The 14,631-nt window shown below is 46.6% G+C and carries 16 protein-coding genes and 1 rRNA gene; 10 read left to right on the forward strand and 7 right to left on the reverse strand.

Features of this window, described 5'->3' with window-relative positions; all coding sequences use genetic code 11:
* Complete coding sequence (hemG, locus tag L5M38_RS19350) at nt 1-552, forward strand: menaquinone-dependent protoporphyrinogen IX dehydrogenase (RefSeq protein WP_263180057.1); 552 nt, start codon at nt 1-3, stop codon at nt 550-552.
* 70 nt (nt 553-622) lie between these two features.
* Here the strand turns inward: hemG and L5M38_RS19355 are convergent, their stop codons facing one another.
* From L5M38_RS19355 to def, 5 genes are read right to left on the reverse strand one after another with little or no spacing between them, the layout of a single operon-like run.
* Nucleotides 623-2,065 carry a TrkH family potassium uptake protein gene (locus L5M38_RS19355; protein ID WP_113941395.1) on the reverse strand — a complete coding sequence of 481 codons (1,443 nt, stop codon included), beginning with the start codon at nt 2,063-2,065 and terminating at the stop codon, nt 623-625.
* Between the two features lie 20 nt (nt 2,066-2,085).
* The gene (gene trkA, locus L5M38_RS19360) at nt 2,086-3,495 is read right to left on the reverse strand and encodes a Trk system potassium transporter TrkA (protein WP_105250826.1); all 1,410 of its coding nucleotides are present in this window, start codon (nt 3,493-3,495) and stop codon (nt 2,086-2,088) included.
* A gap of 15 nt (nt 3,496-3,510) precedes the next feature.
* Nucleotides 3,511-4,797 carry a 16S rRNA (cytosine(967)-C(5))-methyltransferase RsmB gene (gene rsmB / locus L5M38_RS19365; protein ID WP_173248514.1) on the reverse strand — a complete coding sequence of 429 codons (1,287 nt, stop codon included), beginning with the start codon at nt 4,795-4,797 and terminating at the stop codon, nt 3,511-3,513.
* Between the two features lie 2 nt (nt 4,798-4,799).
* Nucleotides 4,800-5,756, reverse strand: coding sequence for a methionyl-tRNA formyltransferase (gene fmt / locus L5M38_RS19370; protein ID WP_263180058.1), 957 nt, complete (start codon nt 5,754-5,756; stop codon nt 4,800-4,802).
* Nucleotides 5,757-5,764: 8 nt separating this feature from the next.
* A complete protein-coding gene (gene def, locus L5M38_RS19375; RefSeq protein WP_206766142.1) occupies nt 5,765-6,277 on the reverse strand; it encodes a peptide deformylase in 513 nt (170 codons plus the stop codon).
* Between the two features lie 125 nt (nt 6,278-6,402).
* Here def and L5M38_RS19380 point away from each other — a divergent pair, with 125 nt between their 5' ends.
* From L5M38_RS19380 to hemF, 6 genes are all read left to right on the forward strand, one after another.
* On the forward strand, nt 6,403-7,533 hold the full coding sequence (locus L5M38_RS19380; protein WP_105250830.1) for a LysM peptidoglycan-binding domain-containing protein: 1,131 nt from the start codon (nt 6,403-6,405) through the stop codon (nt 7,531-7,533).
* Between the two features lie 83 nt (nt 7,534-7,616).
* Nucleotides 7,617-8,633 carry a DNA-processing protein DprA gene (gene dprA, locus L5M38_RS19385; protein WP_263180059.1) on the forward strand — a complete coding sequence of 339 codons (1,017 nt, stop codon included), beginning with the start codon at nt 7,617-7,619 and terminating at the stop codon, nt 8,631-8,633.
* 2 nt (nt 8,634-8,635) lie between these two features.
* On the forward strand, nt 8,636-9,109 hold the full coding sequence (locus L5M38_RS19390) for a DUF494 family protein (RefSeq protein ID WP_006083793.1): 474 nt from the start codon (nt 8,636-8,638) through the stop codon (nt 9,107-9,109).
* Between the two features lie 119 nt (nt 9,110-9,228).
* Entirely contained in the window at nt 9,229-9,792 is a 564-nt protein-coding gene (locus tag L5M38_RS19395; protein ID WP_263180060.1) for a type I DNA topoisomerase, read from the forward strand.
* 147 nt (nt 9,793-9,939) lie between these two features.
* Nucleotides 9,940-10,506, forward strand: a complete 567-nt coding sequence (locus tag L5M38_RS19400; protein WP_263180061.1) for an L-threonylcarbamoyladenylate synthase — start codon at nt 9,940-9,942, stop codon at nt 10,504-10,506.
* A 25-nt stretch (nt 10,507-10,531) separates the two neighbouring features.
* Nucleotides 10,532-11,440, forward strand: a complete 909-nt coding sequence (gene hemF / locus L5M38_RS19405; RefSeq protein WP_263180062.1) for an oxygen-dependent coproporphyrinogen oxidase — start codon at nt 10,532-10,534, stop codon at nt 11,438-11,440.
* 33 nt (nt 11,441-11,473) lie between these two features.
* On the opposite strand, the gene L5M38_RS19410 is transcribed toward hemF, so the two are convergent.
* Nucleotides 11,474-11,911, reverse strand: coding sequence for a group II truncated hemoglobin (locus L5M38_RS19410; protein WP_263180063.1), 438 nt, complete (start codon nt 11,909-11,911; stop codon nt 11,474-11,476).
* A gap of 153 nt (nt 11,912-12,064) precedes the next feature.
* Here L5M38_RS19410 and aroE point away from each other — a divergent pair, with 153 nt between their 5' ends.
* A complete protein-coding gene (aroE, locus tag L5M38_RS19415) occupies nt 12,065-12,913 on the forward strand; it encodes a shikimate dehydrogenase (protein ID WP_263180068.1) in 849 nt (282 codons plus the stop codon).
* A gap of 5 nt (nt 12,914-12,918) precedes the next feature.
* On the forward strand, nt 12,919-13,194 hold the full coding sequence (locus L5M38_RS19420) for a DUF1488 domain-containing protein (protein ID WP_263180065.1): 276 nt from the start codon (nt 12,919-12,921) through the stop codon (nt 13,192-13,194).
* Between the two features lie 120 nt (nt 13,195-13,314).
* Here L5M38_RS19420 and L5M38_RS19425 read toward each other — a convergent pair whose 3' ends face one another.
* Nucleotides 13,315-13,863: a gamma carbonic anhydrase family protein gene (locus L5M38_RS19425; RefSeq protein WP_263180067.1), complete on the reverse strand. Its 549-nt coding sequence runs from the start codon at nt 13,861-13,863 to the stop codon at nt 13,315-13,317.
* 567 nt (nt 13,864-14,430) lie between these two features.
* Between L5M38_RS19425 and L5M38_RS19430 the strand changes: the two genes are divergently transcribed.
* Nucleotides 14,431-14,631: ribosomal RNA gene (locus tag L5M38_RS19430) — 16S ribosomal RNA — on the forward strand; the annotation flags it as partial.

Genomic DNA, 14,631 nt, shown 5'->3' on the forward strand with positions numbered 1-14,631 from the left:
ATGACACGCGTCCTCGTACTTTATTTTACCCGTGGTGGCCATACGGCCAAGATTGCCAGTGCAATTGCCGAGCAATTAAGATTTCGTGACGCTAAGGTTGACCTCATCGATATCAACAGTGCTGCCGCGACTTGTATTAATTGGCCTGATTATGATGCCGTTGCCTTAGGCGCCTGCGTGCTCTATGGCACCTATGATAAGAGCGTGTTTCAATTTATTGAGCAGCATGCACAGGCTCTGGGCGCATTGCCAAACAGTTTTTTCTGCGTCAATGTTGTGGCGAGAAATCCTGAAAAACGTATCCCTGCAAATAATAAATATCTGCAAAAGTTCATTGCGTTATCGCCATGGACGCCTGCTGATCTTAAAATTATTGCGGGCAAAGTGGATTATCCTTCATGGCCTTGGTACGACAGATTGGCGATCCAGTTGATTATGAAGATGACTAAAGGTCCAACTGATCCTAAGTCAGTTATCGATTATACCGACTGGGCAGATGTGAAAGTTTATGCCGATCATCTGCTTGAATTAGTCGACGTTACCGCTATTTAGGACGGGTCAGGCTTAATAAAAAAGGCGCTTAACAAGTTAAGCGCCTTTTTAGTATTCAAGCTCTACTGAATTAGTACTTCCAGAAACTCGGGTGGAACAACACCGCCACGGTTAAGATTTCTAAACGACCGAGGAGCATGCCGAGTGACAACGCCCATTTAGCGACATCGGGTAGCGTTGAGAAGTTACCTACAGGTCCAATAATCGGGCCTAAACCAGGGCCCACGTTAGTGACTGCCGTAATCGCGCCAGTGAAACTGGTCATAGGATCGAGACCCGTGAGCACTAAAATCACTGACAAGCCTACAATCACCATCACAAACAGCAGTACGAAAGTGATCAGAGAGCGGACGATATCATCACTGATGATGCGGTTGTTGTAACGTTCCCTAAAGATACCGTTTGGATGACATTGCTGTTTCAATTGCTCGCGCATAATGGCCCCAGCAATTTGAAAACGGAAGATCTTAATCCCACCCGAAGTGGAGCCAGAGCAACTACCGACAAACATTAAAAACAGGAAGGCGATATTGGCAAAGGCACCCCAAGCACCGTAGTCCGTTAAGCCATAACCTGTAGTGGTGACTACCGACACCACGTTAAAGCTGGATAAACGCAGTGCATCTAGAAGCTCAATGTCGCGGGTTTGCCACAGCCAGAAGCCAATAGAACAAGATACAAATGTGAGGAAAAATAAGAAGCCTTTGACCTGAGCATCGTTCCAAATCCGTAGATCCCTTTGCTGTATGGTTTGTACAAACATGAGCAGTGGCAAGCCACCTGCTGCCATAAAGAAAATCCCAACCCAGTGTGCAGAGTTGGAAAACGCCGCCATTGAGCTATCTGAGGTCGAGTAGCCACCAGTCGAGAGGGTGGTCATTGCATGATTGATGGCCTGAAACCAAGTCATTCCCGCCAGATGATAGGCAACACAGCAGATACTCGTTAGTAAAATATATATAAAGAATAAATACTTAGCCATGCTTTGGGTGCGAGGCACGGCTTTATCGCTCCAATCGGATGATTCAGTGCGGAATAGCCGCATCCCGCCGACGTTTAAGAAGGGTAGAATCGCCACCGCCATTACGATAAAACCAATCCCACCTAGCCATTGCAATAAAGAGCGCCAGATTAAGATACTGTGATCCATAGTATCCAACCCTGAGAGTACAGTAGAACCTGTGGTCGTGATGCCGGACATGGTTTCAAAGAAGGCGTCGGTATAACCAATACCGTGATAAAGGGTAAATGGCATGGCCGCGAATAGGCTTACGATCAACCACGTTAGGCTAGTTAGTAGGAACATATCGCGGATATTGAGGTTAATGCTTTTGCTCTGGCCATTGTGTAAACACAGGCTTGAGCTAATGCCTGTGACTAATGCCGACACCATAAAAGAGCCCACAGTTTCCTCACCTTTGTATGCGGCGAGGAGCAGTGGGATCAGCATGAAAGCTGTCAGCATGGACAAAAACAGCCCTAAAATAAACAATAGCGGTCTAAAGTTCAGCATAAGTTAGCTTACTAAGGTTCTTAGAAGAAGAAAGCACTTGGTTGGAAAAGCTTCTCGACTTCGCCGACAAACTTTTTATTCACTAAGAACAAGATCACGTGATCTCCTTGCTCTATCACGGTTTTGTCGTGGGCCATCAGCACTTCATCATTGCGGACAATGGCGCCAATCGTTGTCCCCGGTGGCAACTTAATATCACCAATGGCTTTGCCAACGACTTTAGAAGTGCTGGCATCTCCGTGGGCAATGGCTTCAATTGCCTCGGCCGCCCCACGACGTAGAGAGTAAACGTTACAGATATCACCCTGACGAATATGAGTTAATAGTGCCGAAATCGTCGCTTGTTGTGGTGAGATAGCAATATCGATGTTGGCTTCTTGCACTATATCCACATAGGCTTCGCGTTGAATAAGCACCATGACCTTTTTCGCGCCCATACGTTTTGCTAGCAGGGCGGACATAATATTGGCTTCGTCGTCATTGGTGACCGCAATAAATACGTCGGTTTGGTCTATGTGTTCTTCGAGTAGTAATTCTTGATCTGAGGCATCACCGCAGAACACTGTGGTATTTTCCAGCTGCTCCGATAAGGCTTCTGCACGTTCTAATTTATGCTCAATCAGTTTGACCGAGTGGGTGCGCTCAAGGCGTTTTGCTAAACCTAGGCCTATGTTACCGCCACCGGCGATCATAATGTTGCGGTAGGAGTTATCGAGTTTTTGCATTTCGCTCATGACAGCGCGAATGTGGCGACTGTCTGCAACGAAGAAGACTTCATCATCGGCTTCGATAATGGTCGTTCCGCGAGGCATAATAGCGCGGCCTTGGCGGAAGATCGCCGCGACCCGGGTATCAATATTGGGCATGTGTTCGCGAAGTGCCGCTAATGCATTCCCCACCAGTGGGCCGCCGTAATAGGCTCGAACAGCCACTAGGCTCAACCGGCCTTCCGCAAATTCAAGCACTTGCAATGCGCCTGGATATTCTACGAGTCGCTGGATGTAAGCGGTCACTAACTGTTCAGGGGCGATTAATTCATCGATCACGAAGCCGCCACGGGGACGACCATCGCTATTTTTGGTTTCACTGTCGATAAAGAGTTTATCGCGCATCGCCAAATAGGGTTCTGAGCGGATACGGGCAATTTTAGTCGGCGTACCAAAGAGGGTATAGGCAATCTGGCAGGCAGCCATATTACATTCATCACTATTGGTTACGGCGATAAGCATGTCGGCATCTTCTGCGCCCGCTTCTCTGAGAACATCAGGGTGAGCGGCATGGCCCGCTACGACGCGAAGGTCATATTTATCTTGCAGGGCGCGTAATCTGGATTTGTCATAATCGACAATGGTGATGTCATTGTTCTCACCCACCAAATTTTCGGCTAAGGTTCCCCCGACTTGACCCGCACCTAATATGATAATTTTCATGGCCTTGCTTACTTCCTAATCAGTCGCTTTCAATAAACGGGCATAATAAAACCCATCCATATTGTCTTGTCCTGGCGTGATTTGCCAACCTATATCCTGTGGCGAATTTTGCTGGGCAAGTGTGTCTAGCTTAGCATCTACCGTTCTATCTAAAAACGCACTGATCTGGTCGCGGTTTTCCTGCGGTAAAATCGAACAAGTGGCATAAAGAAGCGTGCCACCGGGTTTTAGCCACTTCCAGCAATGATCTAGAATTTGCTGTTGTAGTTCAGCCAACTCTTCGATGTCATGGTTTTTTCGCAACCATTTAATATCGGGATGGCGGCGGATCACTCCTGTGGCTGAGCAAGGCGCGTCCAGTAAGATACGATCAAATTGTCCGCCTTGCCACCATGAGTCTATGTTGGCCGCATCACCATGGATAAGCTCCGCTTTTAATGATAAGCGGTCAAGGTTCTGTTGCACACGCTCGAGGCGTTTGGCATCAAAATCAACAGCGACTAATTTGATACTCGGCTCAAGTTCGAGTAAGTGACAACTTTTGCCACCGGGTGCCGCGCAGGCATCGAGTATTAATTCATTCGCTTGCGGGGCTAGTAAGGTCGCCGCCCATTGTGCCGCGCCATCTTGTACTGATGCTGCACCTTCATGAAAGTGTGGCAGTGTGGCGACATCCTTTGGATGCGCTAGGAGAATGGCATCGGCACTGCTGCCTTCGCTCGCTTCAATGTCGATTTCGGCTAGGGCAGCGAGGTATTCGGCACGGCTCTGGGATAAGCGATTGTTACGCAGCCACATGGGCGGGCGTTCATGGCTTTGTTGAATGATGTCTTGCCACTGCTCGGGATAGGCTTCTTTTAAGCGCTTAATTAACCAAGCGGGTGTGTTATAGCTTAAGGTATCTGATTCTGTGCTTAGCGGCGATAGCTGGCGCTGAATGTTGCGCAGTACACCATTAACGACCTTGACCATGCCTTCAAATTTTAACTGGCGACAGGCTTCGGCGGTTTCTGAAATCGCGGCGTGGCTTGGAATGCGAGTGAAGTAAAGTTGATAGCAACCTACGATCAGGAGCTGGTGGATAATCCTTTGTTTGCCTTTAAGTGGTTTCTCTAGGCATTCACTGATGCGTTTTTCTATTTGCGGCAGAGTGCGCATCACGCCGTAGCAGATCTCTGCAAGTAGGGCTTTATCTTTGCCGCTGGCAAGATGCTTTTGTTGATCAGGCAATGCCACTGACAGCGACACGCCTTTTTCTAATACTTCGAAGATGGCTTTCGCAGCTAGCGCGCGCAAGTTCATGATTATTGTGCCTCGTTTGCGAGGCGAGTATTCGGGCTAAACCATTCACCTCGAGCATTGAGAATATCGGCAACATTGAGTGGCCTTTTCCCCGGAAGCTGCATACTCAGCAGGGTTAACACACCATCAGCGGTGGCGACGTCTATGCCTTTTTTGCTGGCGCTGATAATAGTGCCCGGAGCAGCTGTGCTGGTGGTTTCGCTGACTTGGGTTTGCCACACTTTAATAGTGTTACCTTGGTGCTCAAAGTAACTCACAGGCCAAGGATTAAAGGCGCGGACTTCTTGCCATAACTGTTTAGCGGATTTATTCCAGTCGAGTCTAGCTTCTTCTTTGCTGAGTTTTTCTGCGTAGTTCGCTAAGGCTTCATCTTGTTTTTCAGCGGCTAAAGTGCCATTTGCCAAACCTTCGAGTGCTTGCAATAGGGCAACGGGACCTTGTTCTGCCAGTTTCTCGTAAAGGCTGGCTGACGTGTCATTATCTTCGATTGGCAGATAGGTTTTAAGCAGCATGTCACCAGTATCTAAACCCACATCCATCTGCATAACGGTTACGCCAGTTTCTTTGTCGCCGGCCCAAAGTGCGCGTTGGATCGGTGCGGCACCACGCCAGCGTGGCAAAATAGAACCATGAACGTTAATACAACCTAAACGCGGTGTATCTAACACGACTTTTGGCAAGATCAGACCGTAGGCTACGACCACCATGATATCGGCGTTGAGTGCGGCAAGCTCTTGTTGCGCGGGTTCTTTACGTAATGAGCCGGGTTGAAACACTGGAATACTATTGGCGATAGCGAGTTCTTTTACTGGGCTGGCGGTCAGTTTCTTGCCGCGGCCAGCGGGTCTATCGGGCTGAGTGTAAACGCCAATCACATTGTGGTGTGAGTTTAAAAGTGCTTGTAAGTGGCGAGCGGCAAAATCCGGTGTTCCGGCAAAGATGATGTTGAGTGGTTTCAAATCTGATCCTATGCTTCTTTGGCGTCCAATCGGGCCGCTTTTTCAAGTTTTTGTTTGATCCGCTGACGTTTTAGCGGCGACAAATAATCGACAAACAATTTGCCTTTGAGGTGATCCATTTCGTGTTGAATACAAATGGCAAATAACTCATCGGCTTCAACTATAAATTCGTTACCGTGCCTGTCTAAGGCTTTTACCGTGACAAATTCGGCGCGATCGACTTTGGCGTAAATCCCCGGAACCGACAGGCAACCTTCTTCATTGCAGAAGTCACCGCTGCTGGCGATAATTTCGGGGTTTATAAACACTTTGGGTCGTTCGACTTCATCCTGTAAGTCCATGACAATAAGTTGTTTATGGTAATCAACTTGGGTCGCGGCCAGACCGATACCTTTTTCTTGGTACATGGTTTCGAACATATCATCAATTTGAGTCTGCAGCTCGGCATTAAACTCTGTGATGGGTGTGGCTTGTGTTCGTAATCTTTCGTCAGGGAATTGTAATACTTTTAATAGTGTCATACATAAACTCTTAACAAGTCTGTCAAATCTCTGCCAGTTAGTTATACTGACTGATGCTAATGAGTTAATTTTAATCTTTAGTGCCTACCAATAACAGTAAAAGCTCAAACTAAGAGTTAAACAACATGGAAATACCCATGAAACGGTTAATTTTACTCGCGTTAATGACATTCAATTGCACGTTTGTTGCCGCAGATACCCTGACGCTTAAGGCGGGGCATCCTGAGTCATATGTAGTGAAAAAGGGCGATACTCTTTGGGATATCTCCGCCGCGTTTCTGAATGACCCATGGAAATGGCCGAGTCTTTGGGATGTAAACCCACAGATTGCTAACCCCCACCTTATTTACCCTGGCGATCAACTCACTCTGGTATTTATTGATGGTCAGCCCCGCCTTGTGCGTAATGGTGCTACTGTCGATAGTGCTAAACCCCATGTAAAAAAGAGTCCCGAGGGACGTGTCATTGCTAAGAGTAATGCTATTCCAGCCGTTGATTTAGCCTTGATTGAACAATATTTAGTGCAGAATCGGGTCGTCGAGACTCACTGGCTTACTGAGCAACCTATGGTGCTGGCAGGTGAAAGTCCATCGCGTCACCATATTGTGGGTGATGTGATTTATATTGATGCTGAACTGCCAATAAACCAAAAATATGGTATTTACGAACGCGGTCGCGAGTTTTTCAATAAAGAGTCAGGCGAAGCGTTAGGACAAGAAGCCATTTTGTCGTCTACTGGGCAAGTGATTGAGTCTGGTAAGGTTTCAAAAATTAAGTTGCTAACGAGCTTTCGCGAAACCAAAGCGGGCTTCAGAGTATTGCCGATGGAAAGTGATTCCTTGATGTCAGCTTACTTTACTCCTAAACCTGCGGAATTAAAGATACCAGCTTTAGTGTTAGCTACAGAATCAAATTTGCGTGAAGCGGGTAAGTTGAATGTCGTGTACTTAGATAAAGGCACTCAGGATGGCGTCGAGCCTGGGGTGGTATTTTCTATTTACCGTGATGGGGAGGTTATTGTTATCAACAATGATGGTATGCCGGTTCCTGCAATTGAACGTACTGCCTATGATAACCTAATGGCGTCAGTCTCTTCGGATCGTGCAGTTAAGATGCCGGATGTTTATCATGGTAAGTTGTTAGTGTTTAAAGTGTTTGATAAGGCGAGCTTAGGTTTGATTGTCTCCACCGAGCGGCCTGTTCGTGTCGACGATAAGTTAATCGCCCCAGAATCTTTAGCCTTAAGAGGTCTATAATCTCTGAAAATTTGGTCGATTGGTTAGTTGTTTGTGCTGTATCTGGGCTAGGACCCGCTCGGATCCAACAATTATTAACGCACATGGAAGTGGACGACCTCAGACAAAGGTTAGAGCATGAGAGACAAGCGCTACCTTTATCTGATCATCTGCTCCATAGCCTTGTTATTGATTATCAAAAAGTGGATGTCGCCCTCGAATGGCAACAGCAAGCCGCCGATCATCATCTGCTTTGTTTCTCTGATCCGCTTTATCCACCATTATTAAAACAACTCTCAGATCCGCCCGCCGTCCTGTTCGTTAAAGGTTGCTTAGAGGCGTTAGCCCTTCCTTATCTTGCGATTGTTGGCAGTCGTAATGCTTCTCCAGGCGGATTGCAGGTCGCTTATCAACTGGCTGCTGAGATGTCCTCAATGGGATTTGGTATCTGTAGCGGCATGGCGATGGGGATTGATGGGGCGGCCCATAAAGCCTGTGTTGACCATCAAGGGCGCACTATTGCCGTACTAGGAACGGGCATAGAGATCATTTATCCACGAAAACATCGACAGCTTTATCATGATATTCAGCGGCAAGGCTGTATACTTAGCGAGTTTTGGCCTGATACTGGTCCCTTTGCGGGTAATTTTCCGAAACGAAATCGCATTATTAGCGGTCTATCTTTAGGTACTCTTGTGGTTGAAGCCTGTCGCAAAAGCGGCTCTTTAATCACTGCTAGGTTGGCGATGGAACAAGGGCGTGAGGTGTTTGCCGTTCCGGGCTCAATCTTAGGTGGTTACCATCAAGGCTGCCATGATTTATTACGTGATGGAGCAAAGCTTGTGGAAACCGCTGCCGATATAGTGGAAGAGTTGGCAAGTTTAACCGCTTTCCACCTTGAAGAATTGAAGTTATGCCACCATATACAGCAAGGCGAGATTTGTAATTTGCCATTTTCGTCTCTGTTAGCTAGTGTAGGTTATGAAACTACATCAATTGATGCAGTCGTTGAACATAGTGGAAAAACGATAGATCTGGTGTTAGAACAAATGCTTGAACTTGAGTTGCAAGGTTGGGTAATAGCAGTACCCGGTGGTTACGTCAGAGTAAAGAGGAGCTAGCCATGTTTGATATCCTCATGTATCTATTTGAAAACTATGTTCACAGTGAAGTTGAACTACTAGTTGATGAAGACGAGTTAACCAAGGAACTCACTCGTGCCGGATTTCATCAATCCGAGATTTTAAAAGCGTTAACTTGGTTAGAGCGCTTAGCTGAATTACAAGAAGGGGATAAACCTTATCTTTGTAATCACGATCAGCATTCGTTTCGTATCTATACAAAGGACGAAATGGACAAGCTGGATGTGGAATCCCGCGGTTTCTTGCTGTTTTTAGAGCAAGTTAAAGTGCTGAATGTCGAAACCCGTGAAATGGTGATCGATAGAGTTATGGAGTTGGATGAACCAACCCTGATTTTAGAAGATCTCAAATGGGTTATCTTAATGGTGCTGTTTAATGCTCCTGGCCATGAGTCCGCTTATGAGCAAATGGAAGATTTAATCTTCGAACAGCCCGAAGGCCGACTGCATTCTTAATTGTTGTGAAAGATGAATTATGAGAGAAAGGAGGCTAAGACCTCCTTTTTTGATGCCATAAATTCCTTGATGGCACTGCGCTTGATATCCTAATGCGCTACGACAGGTGGTGAATGATTATGTCTAAGATTGATGAACAATTATTTAGTGCCCACGAACACGCACTGGAAAAAGAATACGAACTTTGCCCTGAATGTGGCAGCGAGTTATCGGTCAAACACAGTAAGCACGGCGGTTTTATTGGCTGTAATAATTACCCTAGCTGTAATTACACTCGACCCTTAGTGCAGCACGAATCTATTGAAACTCAAGTGATTGAAGGTTCTGTATGCCCTGAATGCGGTCACGAACTGGCAGTAAAGTCTGGGCGCTTTGGGATCTTTATTGGGTGTACTCAATATCCTAGCTGCACGCATATTGAAAAACAGGATCAAGCGAGTGATAAGCCTGAAATTCCTTGCCCTGAATGCAAAGCGGGTAAGCTTGAGCACAGAACGAGTCGCTTCGGAAAGAGTTTTTATGCCTGCAGTGCTTACCCTAAGTGCAAGTTTATTGTGAATTATCCTCCGGTTGCTGAAGATTGCCCGAGTTGTGGTTTTGGGATCTTAGTCGAGCGTAAAGGTGCGGCTGGGATGCGTTTAGAATGCCCGCAAAAAAGCTGTAAATACAAAAGACCACTTTAGTTTATTGTGTGACCTGCATCTTAATATTTGGCCGATGAAAGTGGCTTGCGTATAATCCTCGGCTGACCGCTGATGGGGCGGTCAGTATTCGAATTTATCCAATAATTTGATTGTTGAAATCGACAATACTCAAAAGGTGATCCTAAGATGTTGCAGCTGCACCCATCTGACATAAAAGATATTGTGCTTAACGGTGGTGTTATCGCTTATCCAACCGAGGCCGTTTATGGCCTAGGTTGCGACCCAGATAATGACACTGCTATCCAAAAGTTATTGGCTGTAAAACAGCGCCCATGGCAAAAGGGACTGATCTTAGTCGCCAGTGATTTTCAGCAGCTTTTGGCTTATGTTGATGAATCGCAATTAACGGTTGAGCAGCTCGAGTTTGCATTTTCCAAGTGGCCGGGGCCTTTTACCTTTGTCATGCCAATCAAAGCGCATGTTTCAAAATACCTCTGTGGTGAATTTGACTCTATCGCAGTGCGAGTGTCTGCCCATACTGGGGTGCAAGCCCTGTGCCGCGCGCTCAATAAACCTTTAGTGTCGACCAGCGCTAACCTTGCGGGTGAAGATCCAGCATTAACTGCCGATGAAATTCTCGCAGATTTTACCGGTAAAATCGATGCACTCGTATTAGGTGAACTCGGCGAACAACGTCAGCCCTCGACCATTATCGATGCGCGAAGCGGTAAGATTTTACGAAATGGACAATGAGCAAACCAATAATAAGGATAACAAGATGAGTGTGCCTGATGTTGCAGTGGTAAAAGCGTTTTTAATCGATCTACAAAACCGAATTTGTGCTGGTTTACAGGCGCTGGATGGCCAAGCCACGTTCGCCGCCGATTCATGGACTCGCGCCGAAGGCGGTGGTGGTACGAGCCGAGTATTAACCCAAGGTGCAGTGTTCGAGCAAGCTGGGGTTAACTTTTCCCATGTGACTGGCGCTGCCATGCCTGCGTCGGCTACGGCGCATCGCCCTGAGTTAGCGGGTCGTAGTTTTGAAGCTATGGGCGTTTCTTTAGTGATTCATCCTAATAATCCTTATATCCCAACGACTCATGCCAATGTGCGTTTCTTTATTGCTCAAAAAGAGGGTGCCGATCCCGTGTGGTGGTTTGGCGGTGGCTTTGATCTAACGCCTTATTATCCTTTCGAGGAAGATGTGCGCGAGTGGCACCAGACTTCTAAGGATATTTGCGCGCCTTTCGGGGATGAGGTTTATCCCAAATATAAGAAATGGTGCGATGAGTATTTCTTCCTACCGCATCGTAATGAAACCCGCGGCGTGGGTGGATTGTTTTTCGATGACTTGAATCAAGAAGGATTCGAGCAAAGCTTTAGCTTTATGCAAGCTGTAGGTAATGGCTTCTTAACGGCCTATGCGCCGATTGTCGAGCGTCGTAAAGATACTGAATTCGGTGAGCGTGAGCGTCAGTTCCAACTCTATCGCCGTGGTCGTTATGTTGAGTTCAACTTAGTCTACGACAGAGGCACTTTATTTGGCCTACAGACGGGCGGCCGTACCGAGTCTATCTTAATGTCGATGCCGCCATTAGTGCGTTGGCAATATGCTTATACACCAGAGGCGGGAAGCCCTGAGGCAGATTTGTACGATAACTACCTCAAACCCCGCGACTGGGTTTAGCCAGTAATCTATGAAGTGGATACAGCATCCACTTTATTGATTACGCATATGATCAGCCAGAGTTGAAATTGCCTCCAAAATGGCGGCTCGATGCTCTGGCTTATTAATGTTTTCTTCAATCGCAAATTTCATACAAAACAGCCATTGATCCCGCATCGCCTCATCAATATCGACATGCATGTGTCGTGCTCGCAATGCGGGATGACCATATTTCTGCTGGTAGAGCTGTGGCCCGCCGAGCCAACCACTTAAAAATTCAAACAACTTCTGCTCTGATTCCGCAATGGGCGCTCTATGAATGGCAAGCAGTGTTGTCGTTTCTGTTGAGTTTGCCATCTTCTGATAAAAACATTTGGTGATAGCGCGGATCACTTTTTCGCCGCCGATTAAGTCGTAAGCGTTAGATTGGCTCGGATCGCGATCATCCTGCGGTGGAGTGTGTTTGCTAAAAATCTTTTTAAGCCAGTTCATTGAAATAGTCGTTCACTAAAATAGAGAGTATTGAGCCGATGGCGCATTATAGCGTGAAACCCAACATGAAATTTAGTTGAACATAATTCGTCTTGCCTAGGCTCAAAAGCGCGGTAGACTGCAAAGCCATTGAACCTAAAATTTAATATCGCTATGACAGACAGATACGCAGTGTTTGGCAATCCAATTAGCCACACTAAATCGCCGTTCATTCATGGACAATTTGCCGCGCCCACCCAAGAGTTATTAACCTATGAAGCCATTCTTGCTCCGGTCGATGGTTTTGAAGCCTCACTGACGGCGTTTTTCAATGCGGGCGGCAAGGGCGCGAATGTGACAGTGCCTTTTAAGGAGCAAGCTTTTGCGCTGTGTGACAGTCTCAGCCCAGAGGCCAAGCTTGCCGGCGCGGTAAACACCTTAAGTTTATTGGCCGATGGCACTATTCGCGGTGATAACACCGATGGTTTAGGGCTGGTGGCTGATCTCATCGCTAACTTAGGCAGCCTGCAAGATAAGCGCGTGTTACTTATTGGTGCTGGTGGTGCGGCGCGCGGTTGTATTCTGCCGTTATTAAATGCGGGAATTGCGCAGCTGATCATCAGTAATCGCACCCACACTAAGGCACAGCTTCTGGTCGATATCTTTACTTCGGTGGATAACGGTGCTTTTGCAGATAGAGTCACCGCCGTAGAAATGAATGAGCTTGTGGGCGAGTTCGATATCGTCATTAACTCAACCTCGGCGAGTCTTGCGGGCGAGTTGCCAACTTTGCCAGCGCATATCATCACTACCCAAACTGTTTGTTATGACATGATGTATGGCGCTTCGGTCACCGCGTTTAACCAATGGGCGCTATCCCAAGGTGCAGCTAAGGTTATTGATGGGCTCGGCATGTTAGTCGGACAAGCGGCTAAGAGTTTTACCCTATGGCGAGGTATCGAGCCCGATACTCAAGTGGTATTAAATCTTTTGAGGGATAAACTAATGGCCGAGCCTAAGTAGGAAGCATGAATCAAAGTATTCTTTTTCCCGAACTGCAATATTGGGACGACGCCCACAAGCGAGTCTGCTTTATCGCGCAGTCACAGGGGATGAACATTAAGTGCTATATCAGTGTGAATAAGTTAGCCGAGCTGAATGATTTCTCTGAACAGCCGAGTGCCAATGAAGCCGCTGCTATACTGGCATTGTTTGATGCGGTGAGATTTGATGCCGAAGAAATGGCGGAAGACTTAATTGAAGCCGAAGAGTTTGATGAGTTTGGGGCAGTACACTTAGGCTAAACTTATCGAACTTAGATAGTTTTCTGAATCAGCGAATAGCAAAAGGCGGTAGAGACTCAATGAGTCTCTACCGCCTTTATTATATAGCTATAGTGACACTAAGCGACTAACGACAAGTGACTAGATGTTTTGCAACTCAACTAAGTATTCGTTTTTCAGTCTGACATAGTTGTCGGCAGATTCTGGCAAAAAGGCAATTTCGGCAGGCGTTAATGGGCGAGCCTGCTTAACTGGGCTGCCTACATATAAATAGCCACTCTGTAATACCTTGCCCGGTGGCACTAAAGAACCCGCACCTAAGATCACATCATCTTCTAAAATCGCACCGTCGAGAATAATCGCACCCATGCCTACTAATACTCGGTTACCGACTTTGCAACCGTGAAGCATAGCCTTGTGACCAATAGTCACATCATCACCAATAATCAGTGGATGACCATCGGGACGAGCAGCTGACTTACGCGTTACATGCAATATGCTACCGTCTTGTACGTTCGAGCGTTTACCAATACGAATATGGTTAACATCACCACGCGCCGCCACCATAGGCCAAATACTGGCATCAGTATCTAACGCAATATCGCCAACAAGCACCGAAGCTTCATCTACATATACGTTATTGCCTAATTGAGGATGAATACCTTGGTAAGTTCTGAGTGACCCTGACATAGAAAAGTCCCTAATTGAGTGGTTTTTAGCATTATAAAGGTTAAAAACTAGCGGGTCAGGTCAAATATCCAACGAACAGTGAGAAAATGACAATTATCTTAAAAATAGGGGTTGCGGACTTTCTCAATCTCCCTATAATGCGCATCCACTGACACGGCAGACAGCGAAAGCAAGCTGACGAGTTAGGTTGAATTGAGTAGCTTTTAAGCACTTAATTCAAGCGCAGCAAGAAGTTGTAAAATACTCCTTGACGCGAAACGGGAAATGCGTAGAATACGCAGCCCTAGCCAACTGGAAGCGTTCGACGCTCAGTGTGGTACTCACCTTCTCTTATGAAGTTGAGTTGCTCTTTAACAAGATAAAACAAGAAATCTGTGTGGACACTCACAGGTGTTGAGTTAATCGAAACTGCTTAACCTTCGGGTTGGCAGTCAAAAATTTAAATCAATGTAACAATGAGTGTTCATAGCAATATGTACATAATTTTGATTTCGCTTTTTTAAAAGCGGAAACAAATGACAGAATTCATTGAGCCGCTGAAGTCGCAAGACGGAAGCAACAAAACTTTAATTGAAGAGTTTGATCATGGCTCAGATTGAACGCTGGCGGCAGGCCTAACACATGCAAGTCGAGCGGCAGCACAAGGGAGTTTACTTCTGAGGTGGCGAGCGGCGGACGGGTGAGTAATGCCTAGGGATCTGCCCAGTCGAGGGGGATAACAGTTGGAAACGACTGCTAATACCGCATACGCCCTACGGGGGAAAGGAG

It is taken from the genome of Shewanella sp. SM101 (assembly GCF_025654465.1).
GTDB lineage: Bacteria > Pseudomonadota > Gammaproteobacteria > Enterobacterales > Shewanellaceae > Shewanella > Shewanella oncorhynchi.

Coding starts and splice junctions, on each gene's coding strand:
- L5M38_RS19425 (WP_263180067.1), bottom strand. CDS start 13,863: ATGTCAGGGTCACTCAGAACTTACCAAGGTATTCATCCTCAATTAGGC.
- def (WP_206766142.1), bottom strand. CDS start 6,277: ATGACACTATTAAAAGTATTACAATTCCCTGACGAAAGATTACGAACA.
- L5M38_RS19355 (WP_113941395.1), bottom strand. CDS start 2,065: ATGCTGAACTTTAGACCGCTATTGTTTATTTTAGGGCTGTTTTTGTCC.
- hemF (WP_263180062.1), top strand. CDS start 10,532: ATGAGTGTGCCTGATGTTGCAGTGGTAAAAGCGTTTTTAATCGATCTA.
- L5M38_RS19420 (WP_263180065.1), top strand. CDS start 12,919: ATGAATCAAAGTATTCTTTTTCCCGAACTGCAATATTGGGACGACGCC.
- L5M38_RS19410 (WP_263180063.1), bottom strand. CDS start 11,911: ATGAACTGGCTTAAAAAGATTTTTAGCAAACACACTCCACCGCAGGAT.
- dprA (WP_263180059.1), top strand. CDS start 7,617: ATGGAAGTGGACGACCTCAGACAAAGGTTAGAGCATGAGAGACAAGCG.
- L5M38_RS19380 (WP_105250830.1), top strand. CDS start 6,403: ATGGAAATACCCATGAAACGGTTAATTTTACTCGCGTTAATGACATTC.
- L5M38_RS19400 (WP_263180061.1), top strand. CDS start 9,940: ATGTTGCAGCTGCACCCATCTGACATAAAAGATATTGTGCTTAACGGT.
- hemG (WP_263180057.1), top strand. CDS start 1: ATGACACGCGTCCTCGTACTTTATTTTACCCGTGGTGGCCATACGGCC.
- L5M38_RS19390 (WP_006083793.1), top strand. CDS start 8,636: ATGTTTGATATCCTCATGTATCTATTTGAAAACTATGTTCACAGTGAA.
- aroE (WP_263180068.1), top strand. CDS start 12,065: ATGACAGACAGATACGCAGTGTTTGGCAATCCAATTAGCCACACTAAA.
- trkA (WP_105250826.1), bottom strand. CDS start 3,495: ATGAAAATTATCATATTAGGTGCGGGTCAAGTCGGGGGAACCTTAGCC.
- L5M38_RS19395 (WP_263180060.1), top strand. CDS start 9,229: ATGTCTAAGATTGATGAACAATTATTTAGTGCCCACGAACACGCACTG.
- rsmB (WP_173248514.1), bottom strand. CDS start 4,797: ATGAACTTGCGCGCGCTAGCTGCGAAAGCCATCTTCGAAGTATTAGAA.